The following is a 12,369-nucleotide window of genomic DNA, read 5'->3' as shown; positions in this document are numbered from 1 at the left end:
CGGCGATGATCCGGCTGCAAAACCTCAGCAAGAGTTTCCGCGTCCCAGGTGGCGAGAAGGTCGTGGCGCGCGATATTTGTGCGAGCTTTCCAAGCGGGCGATCCGTCGCTTTGCTGGGGAAAAACGGGGCCGGAAAGTCGACGCTGCTGCAGATGATCGCAGGTACCGCGCGTCCGGATCGCGGGAGGGTGAATGCGCGGGGCAGCGTGTCGTTCCCGGTGGGCTTCGCGGGCTCGTTTCACAATGATCTGACGGGCGCGCAGAATTGCCGCTTCATCGCGCGGATCTACGGGGTGGATACCGATGAGATGGTGGCTTTCGTCGAGGCGACCGCCGAGCTCGGGGCTCATTTCCGGATGCCGCTGCGCAGCTATTCTTCCGGGATGCGCGCGCGATTGGCGTTTGCGGCGTCGATGGCGATCAGCTTCGACACCTATCTCGTCGACGAGATTACGGCGGTCGGCGATGCCGCGTTTCGCGAGAAGAGCGCGGCCCTGTTTCGCGACCGTCTGAAAGACGCCGGGGCTGTCGTGGTCAGCCACTCGATGAACCAGTTGCGCGAGATTTGCGATTGCGGCGCGGTGCTGGAGCGTGGGCGGCTTGAGTTTTTCGACGATCTCAACGCCGCGATTGCCTGCCACGAACGCAACATGCTTTGAGCTGGGCGCTGTGAGCCGTCGCATTCTATTAAAATATTGAGAGAAAACCCTTTTTAGGCCGCTTTTCCTCCGCGCTCCGTACCCAGCCGCGCCTCACAGTTGAGACAGTGTGAACATGGAAAGCGGAGGTGACTATGCCTCAATTGGTGCCGGTCGCGACTGTTACGAATGGCGCGGAAAATTTCCTGACGTCGATCACCGACCTGCTTCTAGTGCAGGGCGAGACGGGGCCGACGCTCTATTCGATTTCCAATGCGCCGGGCGGTATCTCGCAGATCCCGCTGACTGCGCGGCTGAATGCGAGCGATCTGGCTTATCTGAGCGAGAGTTCGGGGCTGGATGCAGCCGGGACGCTGACCGAGATTTCGATCGACGGCAGCCCGGCCTTGATGGTGACCGGTTCGGCGTCGGGCGCGTTTCAGGCGGTCTGGCTGAACCAGAATGACGGCGGAATCAGCGATGTGTTCACGCTGCCGGGCGCGGTTGCGCCGGGTGCGGTGCTTGCGATCGCGCCGCTGCAACCGGGCGCGCAGAGCTTTTTCGTCGGGGCCCTGTCGCATGGCAGCGGGCTGCATGTCTGGCAGATGGGTGCCGGAGGCCGGATGACCGAGATCGCGCAGGGCATCGCGGGCGAGGTCTGGTCAGAGAATGACGTCCATGCGCTCGATACGGTCGAGATCGAGGGCGCGCAGTATGTCCTTGCGGCTTCGGTGACGGATAATTCGCTGACCACGCTCGCGCTCGATACGCAGGGACAGCTGCATATCGCCAGTCAGATCGATGCGCGCGACGGCCTCTTCATCAACACCCCGAATTCGATCGAGACCATCCAGGTGGGCGGACAGGCCTACGCGCTTCTGGGGGCGGCGGGCACAAGCTCGATCTCTGTCGTGGCGCTTGGTCCGGGCGGGCGGATGGAGGTCACCGATCAGATCAATGACGATCTGGGCACGCGGTTCGACGGCGTGACGACGCTCGAAACCGTGACGATGGGCGATCAGGTTTATGTGCTGGCCGGAGGCGCCGATGACGGGGTCAGCCTGCTCACGCTGCTGCCCGGCGGCAAACTGGTCCAGATCGGGACGCTGGCGGACGGGCTAGAAACCGCGCTGTCTGATCCAGCTGCGGCGGCGATGATCGCCGGTGCGACCGGGCTCGATATTTTCGTGGCGGGCGACGTGCCCGCGAGCGTGAGCGATCAGGGGATGGGGATCAGCCATATCAAGGTGGAGTTGGGCCCTGACGGTCTGGCGCTGAAGCTTGGCGATGGCGGCGACACCGCGAACGGAGGCGTCGAAAACGATCAGATTTCCGGTGGCGCTGGCGATGACCAAATCCGTGGCGGGGCGGGGGCGGACATACTGCAAGATGGCGGTGGCGCCGATTCTCTCTGGGGCGGCGAGGGGCAGGATGTGTTCGTGCTCGACGCGGACGGGCGAACCGATTTCATCATGGATTACGAGCCCGGCATCGATCGGCTCGACCTCTCGAGCATGGCGTGGTTCTACACCAAGGAGGCTCTGGATATCGCCCCGACCGCGACGGGGGCGGATATCCGGATCGGCGATGAGCGGGTGATCGTGAATACCGCGGACGGCTCAAGCCTGAGCGCCGCGGATTTCGAAACCTCGGAGCTGCGCGATCTGTGGCATTCCGCGATCAACCCGCTCGAGGTTGGCGATATCCACAAGGAAGGTACCGCGCAGGGCGATCTGATCGACGGGCGCGGCGGCGATGATCTGCTCGTCGGCAATGACGGGTCGGATATCCTGCAAGGCATGGCGGGCGATGATCTGCTCAATGGCGGGCGGATCGATCGCAGCTACGACCCGTTCGCGGCACAGGTGTTCCGGGTCTATCAGGCGACGCTTGACCGGGCGCCCGATGGGAACGGTCTGCACTATTGGACGGACCTTCTGTCGAGCGGCGCGGTCGAACTGCAGGAGGTTGCGGATCGGTTCATCAACTCGCCGGAATTCCAGTCGAACTACGCGGAGACGAGCGACGCGGAGTTCCTGACGCTGCTTTACCAGAATGTTCTGGATCGGAGCCCCGATGACGGGGGGCTGACCTATTGGCTCGACCAGCTGGATCAGGGGGTAAAAAGTCGGGAGGAGATTGTTTTGGGATTTTCGGAAAGCCCGGAATTTCGGGATTCGACAGAGATCGACACGCTCATGCTGAGCCATGCCAGTGCGCAGACGGATTTCACCGATGACGTGTTCCGTTTGTATCAAGCGACGCTGGGGCGCGAGCCGAACCTTGGCGGGATGATGTATTGGAGCGAGATGCAGGCGGACGGGATGGAGTTTCTCGATGTCGTCTCCGGCTTCGTCAATTCGCCCGAATTCACGTCGACCTATGGCAATCTCGACGATGCCGGTTTCGTCTCGCTTCTCTATCAGAACGTCTTGGGGCGCGCGCCGGATAGCGAGGGGCTGACATGGTGGGTCGATCAGCTCGACAGCGGGGGCTACACCCGCGAGAAGATGGTCGCCTCATTTGCGCAAAGCCCCGAGATGATCACCCAGACGGCGCAGCCGCAGATCGATTGGTTCCGCTCTTTCGGCTTCGAGGATCAACTCGATGGCGGCGAGGGGTACAATCTGCTGCAGGGCGGTGCGATGGCGGATCAGTTCGTCTTCCGCGCCGATGAGGACGGGCATCACGTCATTATCGACATCGAGCCCTGGGATCGGCTGAGCTTCGATGGCTTCAACTACAGCTCTGCCGCCGAAGCCCGCAGCCATATGGTCGAGGCGGGCTCCGGCGTGACCTTCACCGATCAGGGCGTCACGGTCGAGTTCATCGATGCCGATCTCGGCCTGTTCACCGACGGGATGTTCGACGTCTCGGGCTAGGCGAGTTCAGTTCGTAGCGCTTCAAGATAGCGCGCCACGAGGGCCTGTGCGCGCTCCGGTGTTGCGGCTTCGGCATAGCAACGGCATTCGGGTGCGTTGCCCGAGGGGCGTAGATGGACGATCTCGCCCGAGGGGAAGGTCAGGCGCAGCCCGTCGGTGCGGTCGATCTGTTCGGCCGGGACGAAATCGCTGAAGAATTCCGCCCGGGCGGTAGGGTCGTCAGCAAGGCGGTCGATGAAGTCGCGCGAGCGGTCCGTCGGGACTTCGGCGACCCGGTCGGCCGCCGTGAAACGGGCGGGAAGCTGGGCGACAAGGCCGCTGAGGGCGGTGCCGGCCTGTTTCGCTGCGACGAGCGGCGCGATGATCGGCAGCAGGCAATCGCGCGTCGCGAGCGGCGCAATCGGCCCCGCTGGACCCGTCGCGGTGAAGCCCAGGAGGAAGCCGCCATTGGGCTCATAGCCCACGACCTTCGCGGAGGGATCGGCATCGCGCGCGGCCTCCATCGCGGCGATCACGAAGGGCGAGCCGATCTTCGTGCGATGGATGCTGTCGAATTCGGGCATCGCATTGACCATCGTATTGGCGGAGACCGGCGTGCAGAGGATTTTCGCCCCGAGAAGCCGCGCGGTCAGCGCGCCCAACACGTCGCCGGGGATCAGCGTGCCGGTCTCGTCGCTCAGCATCGGACGGTCGGCATCGCCATCGGTCGAGATAACCGCATCGAGCTGGTGTTCGGCGCACCAGCGTTGCAGGGTTTTGCGGGTCTCGGGATCGACCGCCTCGGTGTCGACGGGGATGAAAACGTCGGAACGTGCGAGTGGCACTGCGGTCGCGCCCATCGCCTCCACTGCGGTGACGAGGATGTCGCGCGCGACCGAGCTGTGCTGATAGACGCCGATGCGCAGCCCTGCGAGGGCGTCCGCCCCGAACCCGTCGACATAGCGCGCGATGTAGCGTGCCGCGCTGTCCGTCCCCGGGATTTCGGGTCCCGGTTTTTCGGCTGCGGGATGGTCCTGACCGAGCCGGTCGAGAATCGCGGCCTCGTCCTCTTTGGCGATCTCGCCATGCGGGACGTAGAATTTCAGACCGTTGCGATCGGCGGGAATGTGGCTGCCGGTAACCATGATTGCCGAATTGCCCGCCCCCATCGAGGCAAGCGCCAGAGCGGGCGTGGGAAGCGCGCCTTCGCGAATGGCGGTGAGGCCAGCGGCGCGGATCGCGGCGATGACGGTCTCGGCGATTGCGGGGGAGGAGGGGCGCAGGTCCCAGCCGACATGAACGGCTTCGCCCTGTGGGCAGGCCGAAATGAAAGCGCGGGTGTAATCGGTGACCAGCGCGTCGGTCAGTTCGGTGACGAGGCCGCGTAGGCCGCTGGTGCCAAATTTCGGTGCCATATGTCCTCGAATGCTGCGCCGTTGAAATTGGGCCGAACCTAGGGGGAGGGGCGCGGACAGGCAAGCACCGTGCGCCGCTCTCAAACACGGTTAACGCCGGGTTCCTATCGTCGGCCTCCATCGCAACCCAGCGCAGGAACTCCCGATGTCCGATCAGACCGCCAATCTCGCGCTGCCGCTTATCCTTGGCAGCCAAGCCCAGAAACACGTCACCCATAACGAAGCGCTGCAACGGCTCGATACACTCGTGCAGCTTGCGATGATTTCGCGCAGCGTGACCGAGCCGCCGATCGGTCCGCCGGAGGGGGCGCGGTATCTGCTGCCCACCGGGGCGCTGGGCGCATGGGCGGGGCAGGACGGGGCGCTTGCGATCTTTGCGGCCGGGGCGTGGCAATTCGTGTCCCCGCGCGAGGGCTGGCGCGCTTATGTACTGGATGAGGCGGTGGAGCTGGTCTTCGCCGCGGGCACTTGGGACGTACCGCCGTTGCCGGAGTTGAGTCAGCTCGACGGACTCGGGATCATGACCGGCTATGACGCGGTGAACCGGCTTTCCGTCGCGGCGGAGGCCACGCTTCTGAGCCATGCCGGGGCGGGCCATCAGTTGAAGCTGAACAAGGCGGCGGCGGGCGAGACGGCAAGCCTGTTGTTCCAGTCGAACTGGTCGGGCCGGGCCGAGATGGGGCTGGCAGGCAGCGACGATTTCGCAATCAAGACGAGCGCGGACGGCGCGACCTGGTTCGAGGGGCTGCGCATCGACGCTGCCACCGGGCGCGCGGCGATGCCGCAAGGCGCGGTGATCGACGGGACGCTGACGGGCAGCGGTGTTGTCGGCACGGTCGCGCAGGTCGGCGGCGTGTCGACGGGGGCCGTGATCGAGCAGGGCAGCACCGTCTCGGGTGATTACATCCGTTTTGCCGACGGCACGCAGATTTGTTCGGCGCAGGTGAGCCTCGCTTTCGTCGCAGATTGGGCGCTCAAGCAGGACTGGGCCTATCCGGCGCAATTCGCGCAGGCGCCCTCTCTGAGTGTCGCGCTCGATGCGGACAGCCTCGCGGCAGGCAGCGCCATCGGCGCGGGCGCGATCTCTTTTGCGGGGGTCGAGGGCGTCACAAGCTCGGGCGCGCGCGCCGTGGTCTATGCCGCGAATGGCGCGAGTTTCCTCAGCGGTGAAAGCTGCGATCTGAGCGTCACCGCGATCGGGCGCTGGGTGTGACGCTTACTCGGCGGGGCGGGCGAGCGGTTTGTGCGCCCCGTCGAGCCGGGTGAAAATCTCGGACAGGCGGGCACTGTAGCGCGCGGCAATCGCATCGGCAGAAAAGTGGCGGCGCACGAAGGCTTCGGCCTGCGCCGCCTTTTTCTTGCGCGCGTCCGGGTCGCTGCGCGCCGCGCGGAACTGGGCGACGGCGGCGGCGTGATCCGGCTCGCCCCAGTGCATTCCGGGCTCGACATAGAGATAGTCCTGCGGCGCGACTTCTACCTCGGACGCGGGCACGAGCCACGCGGTGTCCTCGTTGCAGAATTCCAGATTTCCGGAATAGCCCGTGCACAGGACCGGCACGCCTAGCGCCATCGCCTCGAGCATACCGAACCCCCAGCCCTCGGAGCGATGTAGCGACACGTAGAGGTCCGCGCCGGCCATCAGCTCCAGCACCCCGGCGTGATCGAGCGTCTCGTCGAGCAAAGCGATGCGCGGATCGGCTGCGACGAGCCGGTCGATTTCGGCCCAGAGCGTAGCCTGTGCCGCATCGCAGACATGGTCGCGATTTTGCGTCTTGATCAGCAGGCGCGCCTCCGCGTCCTCGGCGAAGGCTTCGCGGAAGGCGTGGATCGTGCCGAGCGGGTTTTTCCGTTGCACGAAGGAGAAACTATCGAAACTGGCGAGGCAGACGAAGCTTTCCTCGGGCCAATCGTTGCGTTGGCGCAGGGCGCTGCGCGCGTGGGGCCGGTCGATGGCGGGCGGTTCGGGGTAGCACATCCCGACATTCACCACCGGCGTGTCGGTCGCTTTGCGGTAAATCTCGGCGCAGTATTCCGAGGGCACCCAGACCTCGTCGACAAGGTCGAGCGCGAGGTGATGGCAGGCCGGGGCGCGGTCCAACTCCCAATGCATATAGGCGATGTTGTAGGCGCCGGAGTAGCAGTCGGCGTCGAAGGCGAAGGCCGGGGGCACCGCGTCGCCATTCAGGTGCAGCAGGTTGATCCGCGCGGGGCGGGGCGCGCCGGTCTTGGCGCCGTTTTGCACGGGCGTCGGATTGTCGCGCGAACTTTCCACCGCGTTGAGCGTGACGTCGCAGCGGGACAAAATGTCATGCGACAGCCGCGTCGATTGGCCCAGCCCGGAGGCTTTCGCGAAGGGACCGTGGATCTGAACGTCGACGGGGGTGCCCTCGGGGATGGGGTGCGTGGCGGCGGCGATCCGATGGCCGTCGCGCGTGCGCAGGAAGGACATGCTCTCGAGGTCGAAGCCCTTCTCGCGCAGCGCTGCAGCATAGCGCGCGCGGGTGATCGGCGGGCCGGGATGCAGTTGCGAGCAGACATCCGAGAGGCGGCCACCTTCGAGCAGCGATTTCGTTTCGTTGCGGGGCAGGAATAGAAGGATCTCGGGCCGCTCGACCGCGAGGATCATCGCGAGCACGTGCAGCATCCGGCGGTGGCGCTCGGTCTTCGGCGAGAATTGCGCGAGCGGCGGGGTCGCCTCGCGCAGGCCCAGAAGTCCGCGGGTCATCGGCCAGGGGCTGGAGCCTTTCGTCTCTGCCAGCGCCTCCATCAGGCTGTCGGGGAGGAGACAATCGCCGAGCCCGAGCGACGGGGCGTCGCGGAGTGCCCATGCGGTCGCCGCGTCCGGGTCGCCGGTCTTACCGAAGAGGTCCATCGCGCGGCTCGGTCCGCCGGGGCGGGTCTGCGTGTTGAGCCAGTCGATCGCGGCGCAGCTCAGCGGGATTTGCTGCGACGGGTGCTGCGCGGCGTAGCTGTCGAGATACCAGCGCAGGATGTCCGACACTGCCGCATCGCTGCCATCGAGGGGGAGTTCCTCTGCCACGCCCGTGCGATGGCGCGCGTAATCGATGTAGGAAAAGAGAGGCGCGGGCAGGTCTTCGCCATGCGCGGACCGCGCCGCGAAGAGCGGTTGCTGCGCGGTCAGATCGCGCGTGTCCGTCTGTGCGGTGGACGCGGCGCGCAGCGTGATGATCGGGCCATGCATATAGCGATGCAGGGCGTCTTTCTCTTTTGGAAGCGGCGTCGCGTCGGGGTCGAAGCACAGCGTGGCGATTGGGCCGCTGCCGGGGATGTGGAGGCTGATCTCGCCGCCCGCGGCCTCTTGCAGGGCCGCCGACAGCGGCAAGGCGAAGCCGTGATTGCCCGTGCCGATGCCAGCCTGTGCAAGGTCGGCGCGAAACATCGCCGCGCGCCCCGAGAGGAGCCGCCCGGCACTGCAGTGGATTTCAATGTCGAGCGGAGTGCCGTCGCCTTTTTTCGCGATCCAGCCGATCACCCTCCCGTTCTCGATCCGCTCCAGCGCGCCGCGATAGCCGCGCAGGCGATGGAGCAGTGAGATGGCTGACGGCGGCGGAACGAAAGTCGACATGCAATTCCTTGATGAAAAACAACCTTTGGTAGAGTCACCCTAGTCGACTGCGTGACAGTCGCAACCGTCTTGCGCCGCCCGAGATGCCCCGCACGGCGCGACGGGCCGTTATTGCGGCTGCCCCATCAGTTGCTGGGCAAGCGTCGCGGCGGAGCTTTCGCGCGCCGAGGCGATTTCCGTCAGGCTTTGCGTCACATCGGCGTCCAGCTTGGCGGCGGCGTCGGTGCCCGAGAGGCCGAGCACGGGTGCGGCCTCCGACAAAGGCGCGTCGAACAGCGCCTGCGCGATCGCGAATTGCGGAGGACCACCACGCGCGCCGCTTTGAGAGCTCGTCGCGGCGGGAAGGACGAAGGCCAGCGCCGCCACGACGGAAAGCGCGAGCGCCAACCCCATCGGCGCGCGTTTGAAGTAGGTGGTCATCGGCCGCCAGTTCTTCCAGATATGCAGCACGAACGGCAGGATGAGGACCATCGAGAGCCATTCATGCATGCCGTGGAACCATGCGCTGCCCCAGTGGAAGAACAAGGCGATTCCTGAAATCAAAGAGACGAGGAAAAGGCCGGTGATGAACGGCGTGGCGTAGCGGTTGAGGATGGCGGGCATCGATAGCTCCTGTCGAATCGCGGCTGTGCTGACCGCGCGGGTTGTCGGATGTTAAGTTGCACGCGCATCGATGGATTTTCCGTTATCAAAGCCGGCTTGCAGTGGGCGCATGGCGTCTGCGGAGGGGCAGGCGGTCGCAACAGCCTTGAAATCCGCGAGGGGAGCAAGTATCTGGCGGCAGTTGCGCCGAAAGCGGCGCGGTATTTTCGGCTCAAGGGCGCCGCATTGGGCGCGTAAGGAACGACGACGATGGCAAACCCACTCCAGTTTCTCCAGCAGGTGCGCTCGGAAGCGGGCAAAGTGGCTTGGCCGAGCCGCCGCGAAGTTCTGCTGACGACCGGCATGGTGCTGGCGATGGCTGCGCTGACGGCAATCTTCTTCTCGCTCGTGGACTGGGTCATCCGTCTCGGCGTGACGCAGGTGATCGGGAGCTGATAGGCTTCCGGCGCTCTACGCCAGACCTCATTCGCAGTTGCGGCAAGGAAGTGATCGCGCTCCGGCCTTACGCTCTTGAAATCACAGGGCTCCGGCGGTAAAGGGGCGGGACTTTCCCAGAGGCGGCGTGCATCGATTCGCGTGGTGCGCGCTGTTTTTTATTCTGGGAGACACGGGTAATCCCGTGAAATAACAGGAATTTTCGGCGCTCCGGCGTCGTCGGCAAGGGGCAAAGAATCGGCATGGCGAAGCGTTGGTATTCGGTAAGCGTTCTCTCGAACTTCGAGAAGAAAGTGGCCGAGCAAATCCGTCAGGCCGTGATCGATCAAGGTCTGGAAGACCAGATCGAAGAAGTTCTGGTGCCGACCGAGGAAGTGATCGAGGTGCGTCGCGGCAAGAAAGTGACCTCCGAACGTCGCTTCATGCCGGGCTACGTGCTGGTGCGGATGGAGATGACCGACAAGGGTTATCACCTGATCAACTCAACGAACCGGGTCACCGGTTTCCTCGGGCCGCAGGGCCGGCCGATGCCGATGGGCGATGCGGAAGTGAACCGCATCCTCAGCCGTGTCGACGAATCGGGTGAACAGGCCGCGCCGCGCAGCCTCATCACCTTCGAGGTCGGCGAGAACGTGAATGTGACCGACGGGCCCTTCGAGGGCTTCTCGGGCATGGTCGAGGAAGTGGACGAGGCGGCGAGCCGTCTGAAAGTCACCGTCTCGATCTTCGGCCGGCCGACGCCGGTCGAACTGGAATACACGCAGGTGCAGAAAACCGCCTGAGTGTGAGCCGTGGGAGGCGAGGGGCCCTGCGCGACAGGGACGCCCGGACCGAACCACTAAACTTCGCGACCCCCTAGGGGCGTGACAGTGATAAGGAGAGGGCCACATGGCCAAGAAAGTTGTTGGGCAGCTCAAGCTGCAAATTCCGGCAGGCGGCGCGAACCCGTCTCCGCCGGTCGGTCCGGCGCTGGGTCAGCGCGGGATCAACATCATGGAATTCTGCAAGGCGTTCAACGCCAAGACGCAGGAAATGGACAAGCAGGCGAAGATCCCGACGATCATCACCTACTATGCCGACAAGTCGTTCACCTTCGAGATCAAGCAGCCCACGGCTAGCTTCATGATCAAGCAGGCAGCCGGCCTCAAGCCGGTCGGCAAGCGTAACCGTCCGAAGGGTTCGGAAGCTCCGGGCCGCGTCGTCGCCGCGACCATCACCGCCGCTCAGGTGCGTGAGATTGCCGAAGCGAAGATGAAGGACCTGAACGCCAACGACATCGAAGGCGCGATGAACATCATCCTCGGCTCCGCGAAGTCGATCGGTATCGAGGTGAAAGGCTAAGTCATGGCAAAGCTCGGTAAACGCACCAAAGCCGCCCGCGAAGCCTTCGCCGGCAAGTCCAACGTCTCCGTCGAGGAAGCCGTTTCGCTGATCAAGTCGAACGCGAACGCGAAATTCGACGAGACCCTCGAAATCGCAATGAACCTCGGTGTCGACCCCCGTCACGCCGACCAGATGGTTCGTGGCGTCGTCGCTCTGCCGAACGGCACCGGCAAGACCGTCCGCGTGGCTGTCTTCGCTCGTGGCGCGAAAGCGGACGAAGCCAAGGAAGCCGGGGCCGATATCGTCGGCGCCGAGGACCTGATGGAAACCATTCAGGGCGGCACGATCGAATTCGATCGCTGCATCGCGACCCCGGACATGATGCCGATCGTCGGCCGTCTGGGTAAGGTCCTGGGCCCGCGCAACCTGATGCCGAACCCGAAAGTCGGCACCGTGACGATGGACGTGAAAGCGGCTGTCGAAGCGGCGAAAGGTGGTCAGGTTCAGTTCAAGGTCGAGAAGGCCGGCGTCATTCATGGCGGCATCGGCAAGGTCTCCTTCTCCGAGGAGCAGCTGGCCGAAAACATCCGCGCCTTCGTGGATGCCGTGACCAAAGCCAAGCCCGCCGGCGCGAAAGGCACCTACATGAAGAAGGTGTCCCTGAGCTCGACGATGGGCCCGGGCGTCGCCGTCGACATCACGTCGGCGACCGGCAACTAAGAGAATTCCACCGGGGGAAACCTCGGTGGGTGGTAGGGCGGCGGCCTGACGCTTCCGCCCTGACCTGTCCGAGACGGAGGGTGCCTGATCCCGCAAGGTGACGGCTTAATTTCCTTCCTGAGATGGGGATCGAGACCAATTCCGGGTTTGGGCCTTCGGGCCGATCTCGGGCGATCTGGCCTCGGGCCCTTCGGACCCGACCCCGGGAAACCGGGACAATGAGAGCCGGGGGGAAACCCCCATACTTGGAGTGTAACTGTGGATAGAGCCCAAAAAGAGAAAGTGGTCGAGGAACTCGGCCAGATCTTCGCAAGCTCTGGCGTCGTGGTGGTTGCTCACTACGAAGGCATGACGGTTGCTAACATGCAGGACCTCCGCGCGCGCATGCGTGAAGCGGGTGGTTCGGTTCGTGTTGCCAAGAACAAGCTCGCCAAGATCGCCCTTGAAGGTCAGCCCTGCGAAAGCATCGCTGAATACCTGACGGGCATGACCGTGCTTTCCTATTCTGAGGATCCTGTCGCTGCGGCGAAAGTGGTCGTCAAATATGCCAAAGAGAACGAGAAACTCTCGATCCTCGGCGGCGCAATGGGAGACTCGGCACTCGACATCGCTGGTGTCAAAGCTGTCGCTGACATGCCGTCGCGTGAAGAGCTCATCGCTCAGATCGTGTCGCAGATCGGCGCACCCGCTTCGAACATCGCCGGTGCCGTTGGCGCGCCTGCTTCGAACATCGCGAGCATCCTTTCGACCATCGAGGAAAAGGCTGCGTAAGCAATCGACTTGTCCCG

General features: G+C 64.4%; 11 protein-coding genes. 8 read left to right on the top strand and 3 right to left on the bottom strand.

Annotated elements, in window-relative coordinates; translation table 11 throughout:
• The first annotated feature begins 5 nt into the window (after window positions 1-5).
• The gene (locus BMI91_RS11150; protein WP_078604948.1) at window positions 6-659 is read left to right on the top strand and encodes an ABC transporter ATP-binding protein; all 654 of its coding nucleotides are present in this window, start codon (window positions 6-8) and stop codon (window positions 657-659) included.
• Window positions 660-793: 134 nt separating this feature from the next.
• The gene (locus BMI91_RS11145; protein WP_078604947.1) at window positions 794-3,520 is read left to right on the top strand and encodes a DUF4214 domain-containing protein; all 2,727 of its coding nucleotides are present in this window, start codon (window positions 794-796) and stop codon (window positions 3,518-3,520) included.
• Here the strand turns inward: BMI91_RS11145 and BMI91_RS11140 are convergent.
• Window positions 3,517-4,914 carry a phosphomannomutase gene (locus BMI91_RS11140; RefSeq protein ID WP_078604946.1) on the bottom strand — a complete coding sequence of 466 codons (1,398 nt, stop codon included), beginning with the start codon at window positions 4,912-4,914 and terminating at the stop codon, window positions 3,517-3,519. The two genes, BMI91_RS11145 and BMI91_RS11140, sit on opposite strands and share 4 nt — an antisense overlap.
• 145 nt (window positions 4,915-5,059) lie before the next feature.
• Between BMI91_RS11140 and BMI91_RS11135 the strand changes: the two genes are divergently transcribed.
• On the top strand, window positions 5,060-6,127 hold the full coding sequence (locus BMI91_RS11135; protein WP_078604945.1) for a DUF2793 domain-containing protein: 1,068 nt from the start codon (window positions 5,060-5,062) through the stop codon (window positions 6,125-6,127).
• 3 nt (window positions 6,128-6,130) lie between these two features.
• On the opposite strand, the gene BMI91_RS11130 is transcribed toward BMI91_RS11135, so the two are convergent.
• Both BMI91_RS11130 and BMI91_RS11125 read right to left on the bottom strand, forming a co-directional pair.
• Window positions 6,131-8,500 carry a glycosyltransferase family 4 protein gene (locus tag BMI91_RS11130; RefSeq protein WP_078604944.1) on the bottom strand — a complete coding sequence of 790 codons (2,370 nt, stop codon included), beginning with the start codon at window positions 8,498-8,500 and terminating at the stop codon, window positions 6,131-6,133.
• 108 nt (window positions 8,501-8,608) lie between these two features.
• Window positions 8,609-9,103, bottom strand: a complete 495-nt coding sequence (locus tag BMI91_RS11125) for a DUF4405 domain-containing protein (RefSeq protein ID WP_078604943.1) — start codon at window positions 9,101-9,103, stop codon at window positions 8,609-8,611.
• 249 nt (window positions 9,104-9,352) lie between these two features.
• Here BMI91_RS11125 and secE point away from each other — a divergent pair, with 249 nt between their 5' ends.
• From secE to rplJ, 5 genes are all read left to right on the top strand, one after another.
• On the top strand, window positions 9,353-9,538 hold the full coding sequence (gene secE / locus BMI91_RS11120) for a preprotein translocase subunit SecE (protein WP_075773824.1): 186 nt from the start codon (window positions 9,353-9,355) through the stop codon (window positions 9,536-9,538).
• 242 nt (window positions 9,539-9,780) lie between these two features.
• The gene (nusG, locus tag BMI91_RS11115; protein WP_075773825.1) at window positions 9,781-10,320 is read left to right on the top strand and encodes a transcription termination/antitermination protein NusG; all 540 of its coding nucleotides are present in this window, start codon (window positions 9,781-9,783) and stop codon (window positions 10,318-10,320) included.
• 106 nt (window positions 10,321-10,426) lie between these two features.
• Complete coding sequence (rplK, locus tag BMI91_RS11110) at window positions 10,427-10,879, top strand: 50S ribosomal protein L11 (protein ID WP_078521322.1); 453 nt, start codon at window positions 10,427-10,429, stop codon at window positions 10,877-10,879.
• 3 nt (window positions 10,880-10,882) lie between these two features.
• A complete protein-coding gene (gene rplA / locus BMI91_RS11105) occupies window positions 10,883-11,581 on the top strand; it encodes a 50S ribosomal protein L1 (protein WP_075773827.1) in 699 nt (232 codons plus the stop codon).
• A 258-nt stretch (window positions 11,582-11,839) separates the two neighbouring features.
• Window positions 11,840-12,352: a 50S ribosomal protein L10 gene (rplJ, locus tag BMI91_RS11100; RefSeq protein ID WP_078521320.1), complete on the top strand. Its 513-nt coding sequence runs from the start codon at window positions 11,840-11,842 to the stop codon at window positions 12,350-12,352.
• The last annotated feature ends 17 nt before the right edge of the window (window positions 12,353-12,369 follow it).

Origin of the sequence: Thioclava sediminum (assembly GCF_002020355.1) — a bacterium.
Classification (GTDB): Bacteria; Pseudomonadota; Alphaproteobacteria; order Rhodobacterales; family Rhodobacteraceae; genus Thioclava; species Thioclava sediminum.
This window is presented reverse-complemented; position numbering and strand designations above follow the sequence as displayed.

Bases quoted from the DNA above. Each gene is read 5' to 3' on its own strand.
- BMI91_RS11135 (WP_078604945.1), top strand. From the start codon at position 5,060: ATGTCCGATCAGACCGCCAATCTCGCGCTGCCGCTTATCCTTGGCAGC.
- BMI91_RS11150 (WP_078604948.1), top strand. From the start codon at position 6: ATGATCCGGCTGCAAAACCTCAGCAAGAGTTTCCGCGTCCCAGGTGGC.
- BMI91_RS11125 (WP_078604943.1), bottom strand. From the start codon at position 9,103: ATGCCCGCCATCCTCAACCGCTACGCCACGCCGTTCATCACCGGCCTT.
- rplK (WP_078521322.1), top strand. From the start codon at position 10,427: ATGGCCAAGAAAGTTGTTGGGCAGCTCAAGCTGCAAATTCCGGCAGGC.
- nusG (WP_075773825.1), top strand. From the start codon at position 9,781: ATGGCGAAGCGTTGGTATTCGGTAAGCGTTCTCTCGAACTTCGAGAAG.
- secE (WP_075773824.1), top strand. From the start codon at position 9,353: ATGGCAAACCCACTCCAGTTTCTCCAGCAGGTGCGCTCGGAAGCGGGC.
- BMI91_RS11145 (WP_078604947.1), top strand. From the start codon at position 794: ATGCCTCAATTGGTGCCGGTCGCGACTGTTACGAATGGCGCGGAAAAT.
- BMI91_RS11140 (WP_078604946.1), bottom strand. From the start codon at position 4,914: ATGGCACCGAAATTTGGCACCAGCGGCCTACGCGGCCTCGTCACCGAA.
- rplA (WP_075773827.1), top strand. From the start codon at position 10,883: ATGGCAAAGCTCGGTAAACGCACCAAAGCCGCCCGCGAAGCCTTCGCC.
- BMI91_RS11130 (WP_078604944.1), bottom strand. From the start codon at position 8,500: ATGTCGACTTTCGTTCCGCCGCCGTCAGCCATCTCACTGCTCCATCGC.